We start from the raw sequence: 17174 nt of genomic DNA, 5'->3' as shown, positions 1-17174 counted from the left end.
CCTCGTTGCCCCCGCCGCCGGCCCCGCCATCTCCAGCCGCGGAAGTGGCGCCGGCACCGCCGCCATCAGCAGACGCGGCGACACAGTGTGAAGGAAAGGCCGTCGCCATCGCACCGGCAGCAAAAATCATGACCGCGATATCCGACATCCGGCGCCTGCGTACCGTGATTCGCGCTGGATGCGTCGACAGGGCCACTGCCGTTTCGTGCAACGGCAGCCGCGAGCCATTGCCGGGCGTCGCGAGATCACCCGCGCCCGTCTTGTTGAGCGCAGTCCGTAGAGAAGAACGATCGGTATTTTTCTGTGTCTGGCTCGACGGCTCGAAGTGAGATACGCCTTTATGTTCTTTTCCTGACATATTTCTGGATTCCTGATTAATAGCGAGCGGATGCCGGAGATCCTCGTCCCCTACTCCGGGTTTTAAATCGGTCTTACAGTCCCGGCCAATGAGTGCGCGCTCAGCGCCGCTGCTGAACTGGACGCGAGGCTCCGGTCGATCTGTAACTGGTCCGCCCGTGGCAAAGGTAGCTGCAGTTGCAGCCGCCGCAGGTCGACGAATCGCGACCTTGAATGCACCGATCGAATCGCCGTACACGCGTATCGAAAGCCAGGTATCCCACCGTCGAACCGGCCGGCAGCCTTGGATTATCGGCCCGTCCCACCGAAAACCCCATGGGCCGCGGCCCAAAATGGCCCTCCCCAAATGTGGAAAGCGCCGGCAGCGCATGCCGATGCGAGTTCCGATCCACTTCCACAATGCGATTCTCAGCGGGAAATAAAATCTGAAAACCTATAAAAAATCATAGTGGACAGGCGGTCGAAGTCGTGACACGAAAAAAGACCAATCTCGTCTCATCCGGAGACGTTAGCCACGGAAGCTTTGGTCGGCACGTCTATCGCACATGCGCAGACAGCGACGCCGTCTGCGTTGACGACGTCAACCCATCTTGTGATCTGGTCTACGGTGGCTGTCTGGATATGGGCCTCGCAAAGCTTCGGATTGATCATCCAATAGCTGCCGGTTTGCTGGGCTGGAAACGTGGCGGAGCTCGCCAGGGGAAGCGATGCCCGAACGATGTATCTACCCTGGTCGAGGCCCGAGAAATAGATATTAGTGCCCGCGGTTGTACCGGCGTAGCCGGACATGTTGATCGACAAATCGTATTGGAAGGTCTCGGACCTGAAGGTAAAGGCTAGTTGCCCGGGGCCGAGCGGTCCGTCTTTCAGCGTCGCCGTTAGCGTCACGTCCTCGTCGCGGATGCTGGTAAAGCTTGCATCCGCGAGTCCGTTAATGACAGTAACCTCCTTGGATTTCGGGTTGGACGAGTCGACAAAGGATGCCGAGCTACTGGCCGGCAAAGTGAAAACCACCGTTCCTGGGCTGTCGCCAACGGATGCCAGAACGCTGTTGCATTCGTCGGAATAGGCACGGGCATTATTGCGTGTCGCATACAACTGGATCGGGTGGTTGGGCGTAAACGTGAAGTCATGCGTCTGCGGCGTCACGGCAGGATAGTCTCTGAGCGAGACCTTAAGCGTGACGACTTCCGTCACCGTGTCGGTGAAGAAGACGTCGGCGAAGTCCAGACCGCCCCCGAAAAAGCTGTTCACATAAAGGATCGTATCCGTCGACCCGGACAGCACGTTGGTAGTCGTGCTCAAGTCGAAGTGTGCCGAACCGCGTGTGAACTCGCATTTAACGACCACCGGGGCCGTCGCGTTGACGCCATTGTCGGTAATGAGGACCCGGCCTAGATTGTCCCATTTCCCGTCGGCACGTGCGTTGTCCGCTTGCGGGATTAGAACGATTGCGTAATTGTGCAGCGCCAGCGCCAGGAAGCTGAAGTCCTGGGTCGCGGGCTGAACCTTCGGATGGTCTGGCAGCGAGGCCTTGAGAGTGACGGTCTCGCCGGCCGCGGTACTGTCGGTAAAGGACGCTTTGGCGATGTCCTTGCCGTTCTCGCTGTGCGTCTTCACATAGAGAACCTGCTCGCTGGAACCGGGCTGGATATTGGTGTCGCCGGTCAGCACGAATTTCGCCGCGCCCTGCGTGAACTCAAACCTGACGATCACCGGTGAAGCGAGCGAACCGCCATTGTCGGTCACGATGGCCTCGCCCTGATCGGCGGACTTGCCGTTTGCCGACGCACCATCCACGAGCGCCTTCAGATCGAGGCTGTACACGTCTGAAATTGCCGGTGCGAATACATACGGTTTGGTATCGCTCGGCCCATTAGCGATCGGACTGCCACCCGGACCCGTGACGACCGTTGCCGTCATGTTGTCTTGCTCGGCAACAGGGTCCGTGAAGTTCGCTGTCACGCGGCCCATGGCGCCGGTCGTCAGCGTGATCGCTTTGCCGTTGGTGCCTGGATTCGCATTCTGGAAGCTCGCGGAGCCCGTGGTGATCTTCAACAGGACGCCGTATCCCTGTTTCAGCAGGTTGTCCAGTGTGACTTTCGCGATGGCGCCGTTCGGCGTTTGACCGTCTGCGGGAGAGTCGTTGGGATCAAAGCCCAGTTGCACCCCCAGGTCCGCGGCGGCCGTGTTGCTCTGTTTCATCTGCGATGTCGTCTCGGATATGCGGGTCATCGGGTACCTCTCCAGAAAAATAGGTTCACCACCGGGTCTGTCGGCTCCATGCCGATCATGGCGGCGGCGGAAACGTGACGAACTGAAGTGGAAACTTGACGGGCGGCCCGGGCTGCCCCCGCACGAACATCGTGACATTCACCGTCTCCGCGGTCGTGTCTGTGATATCCACGCTCGCGGAGCCGTCATCGTTCAACGGAACGTCGCGAGTCTGCGGATCCTCAGGATCGGCGTTTTTGATCCGTGCGCCGCCATCGACGGTGACCGTCAGTCCGTCGGTCCTGAGCGAAGCAACGACCACCGCGTAGATGGAACAGGGGGTGACGCCATCGCTCGGTGCATGCGTTGAATAGTTGTAGCCTTCGACGCCGGCGCTGCCGTCGTAATACTCATCGAAAGTCATATTCGCGACCGGCGAAGCGCCCGCGAGCGTAGCGGAACTCGCCACGGCCGTGATCAGGCTTTTGGTTTGGGACGAAACGCGAAAGTGCGCAAGACCGTCCTTGTCGAGAATCGTTTGATACGTCGTCGGGTCTTTGCTGGTGGCTTCCGCGATGACGGCTCCCGTCGTGACCGAGGCTGTGATCGGCCATCCCGGCGGCCCAAAGATCGTGCCGTGATTGCAGGGCCGAAGATGCGGGTAATCGTCGCTCGGATGGGCGGCCCCGTTGGTGACGCTGAGTTGCAATTCCCGGATGTCGGTCCAGGATATTTCGACCTGGGTGTCGAGCGAAGTGAATGTCTTGTCGGCCTGAGTCTTCACCTCGTACCAGGCGACGCCCATGCCGAGATTACCCAGGCTCAGGATGTTCCCGGCCGGAATCGCGCCATCGATGTAACCTTTGCTGGCATCCTTAACCGATAAGTGATCCGAAGTGTAAGCGGCTGACGGCACCGGATTGCCATTTGCGTCGAAGCCAGTCCAATAGAAGGTAACTGTGTCGCCGTTGGCGATCGACGCATATTCCGCGCGGATCGGCGCACCGTCATACCCGGTGATCGACGAATAAAACAGCACGCCGTCGTCGGCGGCGGGAAATATCGGCGCGGACGGCGTATCGGCCTTCGAGTTGATGATCGTGACCTGCTTGCCAAGCGAACGGCGGCAATTGCCGTCGGTATCGACCACCGAATACCAGGCATTGTAGGTGCCGTTCGGAATTTCGGAAGGCTCGAACCCGACGTCGTAAGACGACTGGCTCGTGTCATCGATGATATCTGGCTGAGTCGCCGTGCTGTCGAAATAGCCGACGAGCGTATCGCCGGCGGCGATATGGTCCCAGCGGTCAGCACGTATCGTGATCTTGTCGTTGTCCGCGATCACGAGGCTGACGTCGATGACACCATTACGGGCCTGCGGCAGACCCGTCAACCAGGAAGCGCGACACGGACAATTCTCGACAACGGGTCGGGCAATTTTCTTTTCCATCATGTTTTCCATGGAAAATCTCCGGCTGTGCGAAATGCTCACGTCTTCGAAAATACGGTAAAGCCGGTCTGAAATGGCCCGATGGAGTCGCTGTCGGGCGATTGCGGCAGGCCCAACGTCACATTGACCACTTCGACAGTCTTGTCCAGGATGTCGACCGTGGCGCAGCCGTCGCTGCTCAATGGGACTTTGCGCCACTGCGGATATTGGGGGTCTGCATTTTTGATCGTCGCATGACCATCGACAGTGACCAGCACGTAAGTGATCCGGTCCTTACCATCCACCTCGGGATCCACCTGCATGTAGACGGAACAGGGTGTGACGCCATCGTTGGGCGCGCCGGACGTATAGTTGTAGCCGACGAAATGCGTGTCGCCGCCATCATAAAATTCCTGAAAGGTCGCTGACCCGGCAGGAGCCTGATTGCTCGGGTCCTGACGGTCCTGAGCGAAGACCGTGACGGCCAGCAGTTTCTCCGCGGCGGCGAACGTAGAATCTTTGGCGGTAATCCTGAATCGTGCGAGCCCATGCTTCACGTTGGGATCGAATTCCAGCGTGGGGGAATAAGGCCCCGTGCCATACGATGTTTTTCCGTCTGGCGACCAGATTTCGCCGCCGCTGCCCACGGAGCAATCGACCGTATGGCCCTCCGGGCCGTAGACCGTGGCCCAGTTGCACGGACTCAGGTCAGGGAGATCGCTGGACGTATAGGCCGCATTCTGTGTCGTGGTTAATTGCAGAGGGACTGTTACTGCGCCCGCGTCTGCCGCGCTCCTGCTTTCGGTCATAACCACTCTCCATAATGAATAACCCCGCCGCAACGAGCGGGGTATCTCAACACATGTTCAACCTTGCGGCTGCCCGGCAATGTCGTCAGGGCTTCGCTTTTTGCGTTTTGCTCGCGGCACCGCCCGGCCCGATGGTGTTGAGCGGTACGCTGTAGATCTGCGAGCGTTTCGTCGTCAGGCCGTCCACGGTGGTCAGCGTATATTCGGCAAAGAACGTGCCGTCGCGGAACGGCGAATAGTTTTCCCTGCCCCAGCCGTCGAACACGCTCGAATCGAAGGAGATCAGTTTGAAGCCAGCGGTGACGTCGGCCTGCGATGCGGTTTGCGAACTCGGAATGGCGACAGGCTGCCTCATATCGCCGTCCCTGTCCCAGCCGTTCAGGTAAATCGTGACAACGACTTTATCGTTGAGAGCGGGAGTCCAGTTAGACTGAAGGAGCGGCACGTTTAGATCGACGGTTGGCACAGTGACGACGTTGGCATTGATGACGTTGTCGACGCCGTTGATAGACAGCTGGTCAAGAACGCGGGGCAGGCCCTGGTCCGGCTCATTGAGACCCTGGGACCCGGCGCCATAAAACCACGACGGGGCCGAAGTCGAGGCGACGCCGTCCGAGGTCGCCACCACGAAGCGCAAGGTGTTTTGCTCGCCGGTGCCGCCCGAAGCGGTGTCGGTGTAGGCATTGGCTTTCTTGAAACTTGCGTTGTCCGCGACGCCGCCTGCTTCCCCCCAGTTGAATTGGTAGGAATAGATTCTATTGATGAACAAATAAATATTATCGGTAGAGACGGCCCCAGCATAGGGCGGTACGGTGACGAGCACATCGGGTCCGTCGATGTCGGGGAAGTGAACCGAATTTCCGTTGAGCCCTTGGGGTATCGGAGCGGTGTCGACCGCGGTGCCTTCGAAATCGACGACCATAAAGCTTCCGCCACCAATGAGACCAATGCCGCCGCCCACCTCGACATTGGTTGCGAACGTGTTTTTACTCTTCGACACGAGGAAAAGAGTGGCTTTGCCATTCGCATCCGTCGTCGTAGTGAACATTTTCCCCGTTGAACGCGCTCCCATTGCCTGTACGGGCTTGAGCGCCTGTAGCAGCGTATCGTTCTGGTGGGCAAAACCATTCATATTGTCGAAAATGTCGTTGCCCATCGTGTAATACCAGTTCGCCAGGCCGCCCACGACCGGCGCATTATTAGCGTCGTCATCGGTGACGGTTACGGAGAATGCCACTGTGTACTCGGGATTCGCCGGCGTCTGAAGATCATCGGGCGCAACAGGCACGGCGATTTTATCCGGACCTGTGACGAGGGCAGTCAATTTATGGCCGACATAGTTGGCGACATTTTTTGTGATCCAGTTGAGAGGGACGCCTCTCGAATCCGTCGCGGTCGCCGTTAGCTGAGCCGTAACTGCGTCCTCCTGAACATCGACATAAAAGACCACCGTGCCTTTCGTAGGATCCTGAGGGTTTATCGTAACGGTAAAGCGCGACGAGTCCTTACGGTCCTGACCAGGTTGGTTCAGTGGAATCAAAAGGCCTTGCCTGCCGAAGGCCAGCATTGTGCCAGCAGGAATGTTGCCGCCGGCTGTCTGCAAGGTCGCAGTAATCTTGCGCAGCTCGGTCCTATAGACAATAGAACCGTCGGTGGGGTCGAGTGAGATTGCTCCGCTAATAGCCATTTTGACTTCCCCTCATGAGTGGTACCTACGCGAAAGCCGCGCCTGAACGCGGAAGTAAATCGTTACGAAAGCGAAGCAAGCCCAGAGCGGCGCGGCAGTGCATATGTCGTACGTATAACGAAACATCTTCGGCGCCCCGGCTGGTGCAGTGCCATCACGACGATGTCCCGCCCTCCGCTCCCGATCTTGATCAATTTCGCCAGATGATTCTCGTGGCGAGCGTTAGCGTCGGGAACTATAAAAACTCATAGTGGACAGGGATGGGAAAGCATGGGGACAATCGGGTATGCAGCGGATAGTCCGGCCTCGTCAGAACAGGAGCGTATTTTCCCGATCGACGCCGCCGAGGTCTATGGGCACGGGCCTAAATCGTCTTGGGGTCGGATGAGTCGACCGTATTTTTGTGCCGCGAGATTCCGGGAATTCACGGTCTTGATGGTCGAACTGCTTTCGATGGTACTGCCAGGCTTTTTTGTGTTTTTACGCTGACCATGGCGGATATCTGCGCTGAACGCGCAAATAACCGCCTGGACCGCTCGCGGTGATTTCCGCGTTAGCTCGACCGTTGCGTCGTCCCCTTTATGCCTCGCCTACGAGCGAGAACGTGCCGGTCATGACGGTAACGCACCTGCCGCCCACTCGTACGGCAGGCACGCCACTCGACGCGTCGAAGCTGGCAACAAGCAGGCTGGGACGGCCCATATCAACGCCCTGTTGCACGCGCAGGGTCAACTGCGGAACAGCGCGCAGCGTCGCCAGCAATGCAACGGTCGCAGCAGTGGCGCTCCCGGTCGCCGGGTCTTCGGTCATGCGCGGCGTAAACATGCGCGCCTGTAAATCGCATGCGCCCTCCGCGCAGTCGAGGCCAACATCCCGCGTATAAGCGTAGACCGACACAGCACCATCGAGCGGCAGCGTCGCTTTGTAGGTGACCGGATTGGGACTGCAACGACGCAGTGCGTCGCGCGACGCGAGTTCCGCCACCAGAAACGGTAATCCCACCGAAACCACCTGAGGTGGGTGCCCGTCAGTCCGGATGTCGTCGACATCCAGCGACAGACACGCCGCAACCTGTTCTGCCGGCACTTCCGAGCGTCGCGATAACGGTTCCGGTGCGACCAGTTCGCCACCCACCACCGTATCGCCCTCTTTCATCTGCCGCACCGGCACGAGCCCACCGGCTTCGTCGAATATCAGCGTGTCAGGTAACGATTCGCCCGTTGTAGCTGCCTGCGTGCTGCGATCCGCTGCATCTGCCGCGTTGACAAGCCTTCCGCATCCAGCACGACCGCGACCGGGTTTCCTTCGAATGCAATAGGGGAGAAAACATCTGCAGTCACGTAACGGCGTTTCATCGAAACCTCTTCTTTTCGCAAGTGTAATTGTTGTGGAGACGGTCCGGATACCGCGTCCCGGATTGCACTGTGACATAAAACGCCGCCCCGACTACCAGGCCATCGCCCAACCCGAAAGAGGATTCCGGCCCATCAACATTCGCGCCGCAAACAGCTAGGATCCCTCTCTTTGTTCACGGCCACTGGCGCCCACGCGCAACAGGTCGCCCAGGGAGTTACCGATGATCCAGCTCCATGAACGTCAACGAAGTCAAATAACGCGCCTATTCCATTTCGCTGACGAGCCCAGCCTATTCGCCTGGCCCCTATCGGTTTGTCGACCGCAAATTCCTGATCATCACCTACCGCACCGATCCGCGAAAACTGCGCGAACTGGTCCCGGTGCCGCTCGAGGTCGATGTACGCAATCCCCTCGTCATGTTCGAATTCATCCGCCTGCCGGATTCGGCCGGCTTTGGCGCTTGCACTGCCCCTTGTCGGGTTTGCATACGGCGGCGTCGAACTCGTTGGCGTGACCGCGAGCGAAGCAAAGAATTGTCGCGTGATTCTCGAAAAGTCGAGTCTGTGATTTCACGAAATGCGGCGTGGCTTGCCGATACGGTGCACGCATTCAACTGCACGCAGTCCTCGTGAACTTCGTCCACTCCGCATTTTTCCGAACGCGGCAGCCCGTTTAACACTGTGGATTATTGACGCGATAAGCGTGCCCCGGCAGGTAGATTGAGCGACCTAGACGAACGTATAGTGTCCAGAGATCCTCTACCGGTTCAGTATGAACGCCGCGATGCAAACATCGCCAGACCGTTCCACTAAACGTGCGTACCAGGAGGTTTTATGTCGTCGACCCAGCAGATCAACATTATGGTTGTAATCGATACCGACAAGCTGTTGCAGGACCACTCGACTCTCAGCCAGGATCCGAACAATCCGACCGGCCTCGCGCACGACTGCCAGTACATGGTGTGCGTCGGTTCGCGCGGCGCCGTAACCGGGCAAGGCGGTGCCGACATCAAGTTTCAGGCCAATGTAGGTGACGACGTTTGCTTCATGGGCACGTCTGTCTACGGAAACTCGGACTCCGCAGTCGTCATCTACGGGATCGTGCCGCGCGGCAATCCGTCGACGAACGTATTCAACGAATTCGAATACAACTCGATTACGCGCGACGGTGCTGCGATGCCTAACGACAAGTCGCCGGGCAGAAATGGCCTGCCAGCCGTCAACAAGCCCGCCAATTTCTCGAGCTTCGACGCGAAAGTGGCAACGAAAGGCACGGAAGCCTTTCTGGTTCGCATGGCGGTGTACACGCTGGCAGACGACGGCGAGACGCAAAAGCTGAAGGGCTATTGCTACTGGGATCCGACCATTACGGTCGCTTAAGCGAGCGGTAACTCCCAGGGTATCGCCCTCTCGATGCGAAGGGCGGTGCCACCCGGCTACGCGCGCGTGTATCGCTGCATGAACGGGCGCGCTACAAAAATATTGATTAATCAGGACTGCAATCGATGGCGTCCCGATCCAAAACTTCGGGCTAGACCGATACCCTGGAAATGACCGTCACCCGGCGGACGCACCGCGTCGGCGTTTCGCCACGCAGAAGGACCCATACCCGATGAGCGCAACAACCACAACTGCACGATGGGCGCCTCGAGGAACAAGTGCGCGTCGCCGGAACCGTCCTTTCCGCGCCCGACGCGACGCATCCGGATTTTCGCGAAGACCGCGACAATATGGTCGCACAGATCGAGGTCCCTGTCTTCGTCCTTGCCGGGTCCGATGACAACGCATTGTTGAAGCTCACCGTCGATCAGGAAACCTCAATGCCGGCCCGCAGTGCAATGCCAAGGATCGACTGCCGCAGCGCATCGTTGACTTTCAGGGCGCCGCCAACGGGCCGGCCCGAGAGGCTCTCGTCGACACGGTCGCCGAAAACCATCAGCGCCCGGTCGCGGTCCGGCTGGCGGGACACCCGTAGCAGCCCGTCCGCGTCTGGATACTGGTGGTGAATGGCCTGGGCGCACAGTGCCGTCTGGAGGTAGTCGGTGGGCGCACTCCCGATCAGTTCGGCTTTCGACACTTTCAGCCGGTGCAGACCGTCTGTCGTCAGGTCGGCCAGTTTGAGGTCGCGCGCGGGCACCACCTGCCCGTGACCGCGCTGGGCGCACCCGTCCAGGTCTACAAACTTGTCCGGCGCATCGACCGGCACGTTATGGAAGATCGTCTCGAAAATCGCGCAGTCAAGCGACGAGCCGCCGTATAGATACGGCACGACCTTGCCAGCCGCGTCGCGCACCGGGGCAAAACGCGTGAGATTGCGCAGCGCCCCGGTATCCGTCACGCCGGGATTGAAGCTCTCGGGCGCATACGCGGTGTCGTGAATGACATGAAACACGTCGCCGGGCGTGGTTCGAAAAACGCTGATTTTGGGTAACACGGACGAGCTGTGTCGCACCGCTGGCAGCGCGGTGAGATGATAAGCAGTCCGAGTGAGTTGGAGGCCTTGGCGATGGACCTCCGGGGCTCAGGCCTGCTGCGGTTGAAGCGCTCCGAGTCCGAGCATCGTGAGCCGGTGCGGGTAGTCCCGCCCGCACATCAACTCACATGGACTCTTGCCTTGGCGCTCGGCCCGGCGGCTGCGCACGAAGCGGCGATGATTGAAAAAGAAGCGCAGCAGGTCGAGGTACGCGTTGCCCAGATGGACGCAGCGTGAAATAGTTGCGCAGCCGCGAATTGAGGTTCTCCACCAGTGAACTGCTGCGCGGCGTGTGGGCCATCGCCTCGGACACTGCGGCGAACACGGCATGGAACTGGCCGCCCAGCCCGGCGCGCAACCGGCCCCAGCCCTGCCAGTACGCCGGCAAGGTGCGCGGCTTGCGGTGCAGCACGCACGCGGCGCGTACGAGCTTCTCCGGGACGCGGGCGCGCTGCGCGATCGCGGCGAGCTTCCCATCGAGCACGCCGGCGAACGCGAGCAGGTCATCGCGCTGGTTCTGCAGCGCGATGCGTACCGGGCGGATGCGGCGCACATCGGGCGCTTCGCGCTCACGCAGCTGCTCGACGATGAAGTCAAACAGCGCCTGGCGCGTGGCGAGGCACGGCCCCGCCAGCGACAGAATGTCATGACGCAGCCATTCAGTCAGCGTGCGGATGTCGCGGGCGAGATTGCCCGGCGTGTTGGCGAGCGTCTCGCCCTGGTGCTCGATGTGAAACACATCGCCATGGCAAGGCGTGTCGCCCCAGGCGGCCTTCTGCCCGGCGCGCAAGCCCCGGCCGGCATCGGCAATCGTGTAGTCGGGCGCCAGCCCCTGCTGCGCCGCCTCGAGCAGATGCACACCCCAGGTGTCGCCGTCGCGATGGGCCTCGGCCGCCAGCAAATAACAATAGGTCGACCCGGCATCGACGCCCGCCAACACCGGCCTTGCGCCCTGGAAGATCTCGTCGTGCAGGCCCACCCGAATGCCGGACAGGTCCTGCGCGCGGTTGAGCACCCCGCTTGCTGCGCGGCCCATTGCTGCACGTCGTGAACCTGGCCCACGCTGGTGGACACGCCCAGCACGTCGCGCATGAACTCCACCACACCGCGATACGGGCTGCGGTAGATCAGCGTCAGCGCGAGTGTCACCTGCCGCAGCCACCGCTTGCTGACCGGCAACTCGAACAGCACGTCATCCTCCGGCACCGCCGGGGCGAACGCGTCTTCCAGCGCGGCGCGGGCCTTGTCCGTTTGCTGATAGACGAACTTGCGGCTCACGCCGTGCTGGGCGGTCAGCGCGCTGATCGTCCCGGATCCCGCCAACGCCCGAACCGCCAGGTCTTGACGTTCATGTTCAGGCAGCTTCGCTGCCGCGCTGGAGGATCGATTCATGCACGCATCACGACGGAAAAAAATGGACCGCCATTATCGACTCATCGGCCCCCGCGCGTGTTACCCAGATTTGAACCTCGCCGCGCGAAGTACTGCAGAGCATCGAAGGTTACGACGACCGCTACTGCTGCGCCGTAATCCACGGATCATGCTGATAGCCGCCGCAGCCATTCCCGCCGCCTCCGCCACCGCCGGTACCATTATCGTCGCCACCGTCACCGTTATCACTGCACCCTGGACAATTGCAGAAGATGTTAAACGGGGTGTGATATATCACGGCTCCCGGTTGTACGACCTCAGCCTCCCAATATACGTCGACGACCTTTTTGCGAATCACCTTGCCATCTTCATCGCCCCCCCAGCTGTCGACCGTTTCTGTTTTCTGCACGGGGGCCGTGATGCAGGTCTCACCCTGACTAATCACGAATCCCCTTATGAAGGCTTGATACGCGACGGGCGCCGTTGCATCAAGCGACCCATCGGCTCGGCCTCCCATCGACAGTGTCTGCATGCGCCACCGAATCGTGTTGCCCTTTGTGCCAAAGACGTCTAGCTCCGAACCTCCCTCTCCCTGTGCATCCCACCATGTGGTCGCCATGTAGACGTAGCCAACGCCCATGCCTTTTGTCCCGAGTTGCGTATAATCGCTAAACTTTAAGTTATCCTTTGCTTTATTCGACCCGTAATGATAGATGATGCGCGGCGCATCAACCAGGATCGCAACGTCAATAATTTGCGGTTTGAACTGCGGTTTCGGATCAGACATGGTTCCATTCCAAATAATCAAGTTAATTAACGTGGCCGGCACGACACATCCGGAATGATCGTATCAAGCCGCACTTTGGCGAAACGGGATGCAAAAGCGACCGTCAGGTTCAAAGGGATTCGAGACGAATATAGAACAAGTCTGATCGAAGGAAACCTATGATTATCTATAGGCAAAGAGAGACGTGCGCGGAGAGGTGCCAGAATTTCGGGCGGCGCGAGAACTTCCCTGTCCATGTTTCACGAAACCCGGTTCGAGGCCATCTGAGGTTTTTTCGCCTTCAGAGGCCGTTGGCTATGCAGCCATATAGCCGTATCTAAGTCGCGGCGAGGAAACGGACTTGCGCGTGGTGGTCGGCAACCTCGCCCGGACGCATGAGATGCTGCGCGTCCTGAAGCACTTCTTTGCGGCACGCCGCGAAGCCGGCTCCATCTGCACTTCAAGGTGATCAGCAGTCCTCCGAGAGCCTGCTGGAAGAGGCCGGGCTCATCCGCCACGTCAACAGGCGCGATACATGCTTCGAATGGACCGGGATGATCAAAGTGACGCTGGTACCTGTGGCTGCGCCCGGGTATCTGGCATTTCCCGTCACGAACGGGCTTATACCTGGCCATATGGCGCTCGGTGCTCTCGTTTTCGAACATCTGACGCGATGTGTATTGCCGCATATTCAGATGGGCATTGTGCTTCAGGCGGCTCGCGTGGCCCTTCTGGTGAGGATCGCTCTTCATGCTGCTGCTTCCTAAGGCCGGTATATAAAAGCATTGAAGCCAGAATCAACGTCGCCTCCTGATGGAACGTGAAGGGGATGATCTCTGCCTAACCTGGCGGCGGCCGCCATACGACCGTGGTCACGCACTGCGCCCATGCCTGCATTCACGCTCTCATGCGCGTTGCGCATCAACAGCACGAGGTCCCTGGCCGCGCGGAATCTCGCGCGGCAATCCAGGCACCCGTGCCTCAGATCCTCCACCAGTACCTGACGAAAGTGATAGCTTGGCGATTTGAAGCGCAGCGGCTATCGTCCGCAAAGGCAGTCTGGATACGACACGGCTCGCCAGATGGATCTCGAAGTCAACGATTCTTGCGAAAGACGGCGGTGCCCCGGGGAAGAGATGGGGATCAAGGCGATACGCGGGTGGCAACGAGGTCAATTGCAGCCGCGTTATGGCCTGTTTCTGGATCGACAGAGCCGGCGCTCCTGGACGACCTGATTCTGGTCATGCTGCCCGCCCCGATGTGCGGGGGCTGGTGACCGAACTGTGGCAACCGCTGATAAAAATGCAGTACTGAAGTTCGGATAGCAAACGGGGATATGCAATGATAGTGCGAATCAGAAAGAGCGCTTACGGCCGCAGCATGATGGCGTCTGAGAATGACCAGCCTGACCAGGCGACGTGCATGGAACGGCTACGGCATGAAGCGATGGAAGGACGTGCCTTGATGGAAGCGTATTTCGCGGTCGGGGACGCAGCCCGGTTGGGGGCGTCTCGCCAGTCGTCCAAGGCTGGCGGCGCATCGAGGCGAAACCGGTCTGGTGAGACTGTGCGGGTTCGTCGTGGCGATTACAGGGCGAGCAATGTCCTGAGCGGCGACGATGAAGACTGACGGGATATCTGTCGCGGTTACAGCACAGTTGGAGGCGACGCGCGGAAGCTGGTTCAGGGCAATTTCAACACGCGCGAGCAGATCTGATCGTGTGCGGGCAGCAATCCTGAACGTTGGAGTGGTGAGCGGAGCGTGCTCCGATGCCTGTCTGCGATATGTGCCGGGGTGCTGCCTGGTCAGTCGGAGGCTGGTGGAGGCGCGAATGGCTCCGTCCATGTTGAGCGCCTTCCAGGATGGCAACACGAGGGCTGGTCGCCCGCGGGAGCGTACATTGCATCGTGGCATGCAACGGCTCTCGCAGTGGCCCGGAACCCCGTTTTCCGCAGGCGAAGGCGAACGCGGTACCGCAGAGGCGCCCGCAATCCGGGCATCGGCAAGGGCAGCTTTAGCGGAATCTCGCTGTATATCCACGGCCCGGACACTTTCCCAGGCGGACTAAAGGAGATCTTTCATAAGGAGCATCAGGATGCGAAGGAACTTCCGACGCATTGCATGAGAGTCGCCTGAGCACTGTACACCGGGTGCTGCGACCCGCAGACTACGCCTGTGGCCAAACGACGAACCATCTCTGTGCCCGGAGAAACCTGCCCTCGGGGATTTTTTCTTACTGCGTGCAAGATGGGGTTATCGGGCGCTGTCACGTTGGACGGGGTGTCCGCGTAACATGATGCGATGACGAAAACGAAATCGCTTTATTACGGCCACCGGTTCCCGGCGACGGTCATCAGCCATGCGGCGCGGTGGTACTTTCGGTTCCAGCTCAGCCTGCGCGACATTGAAGAATTGCTGTTCGAGCGCGGCGTGACGGTCAGCTACGAGACGATTCGCCGCTGGTGCGAGAAGTTCGGCGCGGGCTTTGCCCAACGGGTGAAAGCGGCGCGCTGCAAGCCGGGTAGCACGTGGCACCTCGATGAGATGTTCGTCACCCTGCGTGGCGAACCGTACCTGCTTTGGCGGGCAGTCGACGAGCACGGCGTCGAACTCGACATCTTGCTGCAAAAGCGGCGCGACAAGGCCGCCGCCAAACGTTTCTTCAAGCGTGTGCTGCGCTCAAAACCCGGCGCCACGCAAGATCGTTACCGATCAATTGCGCAGCTATCCGGCAGCGAAAGCCGACATCCCGGAATTGGCAAACATGAAGCGTGTGTTCGCCAAGGCTGCGGCCCGTGTCAACAATCGCGCAGAGAACAGCCATCAGCCCACGCGGAGGGCGAGCGGCGTATGCGAGGCTTTCGCGACCCGAAGCGCACGCAGGCTTTCCTGTCGAGCTTCGGTACGATCCGTCAGCACTTCGCACTGAAACGACATCTGCTGCGCGCTTCTCTTTATCGCAAACACCTCGCGGCCCGGTTCACCGCATGGCACGAATTTGCCAATGTCACCCAAACTCCGTCGAATGCTTTCTGAGCTACAGTGCCTCATCCATCAACATCGACGAAGTTCCGCAAGTTGACAGTGCCGGGCCGACCACTCTCCCGTCACATAGGGCGCAACGCGTCGATGCGTGACAAAAGGCAGCCCACGCCGAGATCATTTCTCGCACGACGTTGAGCCAGTTCCCAGCGCCGCCTCAATCGATGCCTGATCTTGCGTGCAAGCTGTGCCTCCTCAAGCACTGCGAACGTTGGCCGCGTACGGCTTAAGACGCCGCCATTACGGTGCGCTGGCTAATTTTGCTCTAATTTTCGTGACGTACGCTGAGGTACGTTGGGTCAAATCCTGGTGTTGCGTCCGACCTGGCACGCGAGGAGGTTCTGTCGTGACAAGGGCGGTAAGGCGACGAAATACCGATAAAATCAGGATGACTTACATTGCCAACGAGTAGAATTGCTCGGCGGCGGATGGTGCAGTTTTGCCTAGGCATTTCATCTGCCCTTTCCTGATCATGTGCATCAACTCAATGCCGCTCAGAATAACGCGCGCGCAGTTGAAATCCTTGAACCCGAGCATCGGTCGGATTCGTCGTTTGATTCGCCCGATGGTCCTGCTCGACAATGTTGTTCAGATACTTGATCTGACGAACCTTGATGGGTGTCTCGCGCTCGGCATTGATCGCATTAAGCGCGGCCAGATTGGAGCCGCTCCTGTCGATGGTCACCGTCTCGGGCGAGCCGTTCTGATTGATTGCCTTTTCGAAAAAGCGTCGGGCAGCGGCCTTGTCCCGCTTGGCCCTGAACAGAAAATCGATTGTGTTGCCCGCTTTGTCCACTGCCCTGTAAAGATACTTCCACGAGCCCTTGACCTTGATATAGGTTTCATCAACCCGCCAGCTCTTGCCCACCGGACGCTTGTGCTTGCGAAACGTCTTTTCGAACAGCGGCAACAATTTGATGACCCAGCTATGCACCGTCGAATGATCGACGCCAATGTCGCGTTCAGCCAGCATTTCCTCGAGATTGCGAAGACTCAGCGAATAGGCCACGTACCATCGCACGCACAGCAGCATCACTTCAAGCGGATAGTGCAGCCGCTTGAGAACCTTGGCAATGCCCGGAGCAAGCGTCTCGCGTGGCGTCAGTGCTGTCTTCATTGTGGGCCCAAAGCGTTTCTTTCGGCTTCGAATTTTACTTCTACCACGTTACTGCAAAAGAACCTCGCGTCAGGCTTGGCGGGTCGATCGGCGGTTCTGTCTGCAAATAGGTCTCGCCGGTGAACACCTGCCAATACGGGTTCTCCACCCATTGCCAGACGACCTCTTCATCGGACAGATCGAACGCGTGCTGCAAATACAGCAGCCCCGCGATCAGGCGCGGCGAACTCGCCGGTCGACCTTTGCCCGACACGAAGCTCACGCTCATCGTCACACCCAGCCGATCCCAGTTGATCGGGTCAGTCAGGCGCACCAGCGGATGTTTCAGATTGATCTGTTCTCGCAGCGGATGCTGGAAGAAATCTCCCTCCTGGATAGCGTCAAGCAGGAAGTCCGGTTTACCGACAAACATCTTGGCCGGCGCATCGACTCATCTGAATTGCAACTCGTGCTGACCTGTTGCCTCACGTAGTTTGCTACCAGCCGGATTGTCCGGCAGGAGCAGCACGAGGTGACGAGGCAAATCAGCATGACGACACGCAAGGAGTTGGTGA

Annotated in this window: 13 protein-coding genes and 2 pseudogenes; 3 read left to right on the top strand and 12 right to left on the bottom strand. The window is 59.4% G+C overall.

The features are described from left to right. The 7 genes from FSO04_RS41925 to FSO04_RS48430 all read right to left on the bottom strand — a co-directional run. On the bottom strand, positions 1–595 hold a 595-nt coding region (locus FSO04_RS41925; RefSeq protein WP_199203105.1), incomplete at its 3' end, for a hypothetical protein. A 257-nt stretch (positions 596–852) separates the two neighbouring features. Then, a complete protein-coding gene (locus FSO04_RS48050; RefSeq protein ID WP_233465268.1) occupies positions 853–2592 on the bottom strand; it encodes a hypothetical protein in 1740 nt (579 codons plus the stop codon). A gap of 55 nt (positions 2593–2647) precedes the next feature. Beyond that, positions 2648–4033 carry a hypothetical protein gene (locus tag FSO04_RS41915; RefSeq protein WP_154567247.1) on the bottom strand — a complete coding sequence of 462 codons (1386 nt, stop codon included), beginning with the start codon at positions 4031–4033 and terminating at the stop codon, positions 2648–2650. 26 nt (positions 4034–4059) lie between these two features. Continuing rightward, positions 4060–4809 (bottom strand): hypothetical protein, encoded by a 750-nt coding sequence (locus FSO04_RS41910; protein ID WP_154567246.1) that lies wholly within the window; start codon positions 4807–4809, stop codon positions 4060–4062. An 85-nt stretch (positions 4810–4894) separates the two neighbouring features. Next, positions 4895–6496, bottom strand: coding sequence for a hypothetical protein (locus FSO04_RS41905; RefSeq protein WP_154567245.1), 1602 nt, complete (start codon positions 6494–6496; stop codon positions 4895–4897). A gap of 579 nt (positions 6497–7075) precedes the next feature. Then, a complete protein-coding gene (locus FSO04_RS41900; protein ID WP_267905088.1) occupies positions 7076–7651 on the bottom strand; it encodes a PhzF family phenazine biosynthesis protein in 576 nt (191 codons plus the stop codon). A gap of 38 nt (positions 7652–7689) precedes the next feature. Beyond that, positions 7690–7851: a PhzF family phenazine biosynthesis protein gene (locus FSO04_RS48430; protein ID WP_267905087.1), complete on the bottom strand. Its 162-nt coding sequence runs from the start codon at positions 7849–7851 to the stop codon at positions 7690–7692. Between the two features lie 270 nt (positions 7852–8121). Between FSO04_RS48430 and FSO04_RS48045 the strand changes: the two are divergent. Both FSO04_RS48045 and FSO04_RS41890 read left to right on the top strand, forming a co-directional pair. Next, positions 8122–8319 (top strand): annotated as a pseudogene (locus FSO04_RS48045) (acetoacetate decarboxylase family protein); the annotation flags it as partial. Positions 8320–8685: 366 nt separating this feature from the next. Continuing rightward, a complete protein-coding gene (locus tag FSO04_RS41890) occupies positions 8686–9231 on the top strand; it encodes an inclusion body family protein (RefSeq protein WP_154567244.1) in 546 nt (181 codons plus the stop codon). A gap of 427 nt (positions 9232–9658) precedes the next feature. Here FSO04_RS41890 and FSO04_RS41885 read toward each other — a convergent pair whose 3' ends face one another. The 3 genes from FSO04_RS41885 to FSO04_RS41875 form a co-directional block, all read right to left on the bottom strand. Beyond that, positions 9659–10243, bottom strand: coding sequence for an RES family NAD+ phosphorylase (locus FSO04_RS41885; RefSeq protein ID WP_233465258.1), 585 nt, complete (start codon positions 10241–10243; stop codon positions 9659–9661). A 205-nt stretch (positions 10244–10448) separates the two neighbouring features. Beyond that, on the bottom strand, positions 10449–11360 hold the full coding sequence (locus FSO04_RS41880) for a hypothetical protein (protein ID WP_199203104.1): 912 nt from the start codon (positions 11358–11360) through the stop codon (positions 10449–10451). A 477-nt stretch (positions 11361–11837) separates the two neighbouring features. Then, on the bottom strand, positions 11838–12482 hold the full coding sequence (locus tag FSO04_RS41875) for an AidA/PixA family protein (RefSeq protein WP_154567242.1): 645 nt from the start codon (positions 12480–12482) through the stop codon (positions 11838–11840). Between the two features lie 2280 nt (positions 12483–14762). On the opposite strand from FSO04_RS41875, the gene FSO04_RS41870 reads away from it, so the two are divergent. Further along, entirely contained in the window at positions 14763–15497 is a 735-nt protein-coding gene (locus FSO04_RS41870) for an IS6 family transposase (protein ID WP_233465234.1), read from the top strand. A gap of 399 nt (positions 15498–15896) precedes the next feature. Here the strand turns inward: FSO04_RS41870 and FSO04_RS41865 are convergent. Together FSO04_RS41865 and FSO04_RS41860 are read right to left on the bottom strand one after the other, a co-directional pair. Next, a protein-coding gene (locus FSO04_RS41865; RefSeq protein ID WP_154567241.1) for an IS6 family transposase occupies positions 15897–16620 on the bottom strand; the annotation gives its coding sequence in 2 pieces (ribosomal slippage) (positions 15897–16061 and positions 16063–16620; 723 coding nt in all). Positions 16621–16684: 64 nt separating this feature from the next. Further along, positions 16685–17032 (bottom strand): annotated as a pseudogene (locus FSO04_RS41860) (transposase); the annotation flags it as partial. Positions 17033–17174 lie beyond the last annotated feature (142 nt).

Origin of the sequence: Paraburkholderia madseniana (assembly GCF_009690905.1) — a bacterium.
Lineage (GTDB): Bacteria > Pseudomonadota > Gammaproteobacteria > Burkholderiales > Burkholderiaceae > Paraburkholderia > Paraburkholderia madseniana.
This window is presented reverse-complemented; position numbering and strand designations above follow the sequence as displayed.

Coding starts and splice junctions, on each gene's coding strand:
- FSO04_RS48050 (WP_233465268.1), bottom strand. CDS start 2,592: ATGACCCGCATATCCGAGACGACATCGCAGATGAAACAGAGCAACACG.
- FSO04_RS41915 (WP_154567247.1), bottom strand. CDS start 4,033: ATGGAAAACATGATGGAAAAGAAAATTGCCCGACCCGTTGTCGAGAAT.
- FSO04_RS41910 (WP_154567246.1), bottom strand. CDS start 4,809: ATGACCGAAAGCAGGAGCGCGGCAGACGCGGGCGCAGTAACAGTCCCT.
- FSO04_RS41905 (WP_154567245.1), bottom strand. CDS start 6,496: ATGGCTATTAGCGGAGCAATCTCACTCGACCCCACCGACGGTTCTATT.
- FSO04_RS41900 (WP_267905088.1), bottom strand. CDS start 7,651: ATGAAAGAGGGCGATACGGTGGTGGGTGGCGAACTGGTCGCACCGGAA.
- FSO04_RS48430 (WP_267905087.1), bottom strand. CDS start 7,851: ATGAAACGCCGTTACGTGACTGCAGATGTTTTCTCCCCTATTGCATTC.
- FSO04_RS41890 (WP_154567244.1), top strand. CDS start 8,686: ATGTCGTCGACCCAGCAGATCAACATTATGGTTGTAATCGATACCGAC.
- FSO04_RS41880 (WP_199203104.1), bottom strand. CDS start 11,360: ATGGGCCGCGCAGCAAGCGGGGTGCTCAACCGCGCGCAGGACCTGTCC.
- FSO04_RS41875 (WP_154567242.1), bottom strand. CDS start 12,482: ATGTCTGATCCGAAACCGCAGTTCAAACCGCAAATTATTGACGTTGCG.
- FSO04_RS41870 (WP_233465234.1), top strand. CDS start 14,763: ATGACGAAAACGAAATCGCTTTATTACGGCCACCGGTTCCCGGCGACG.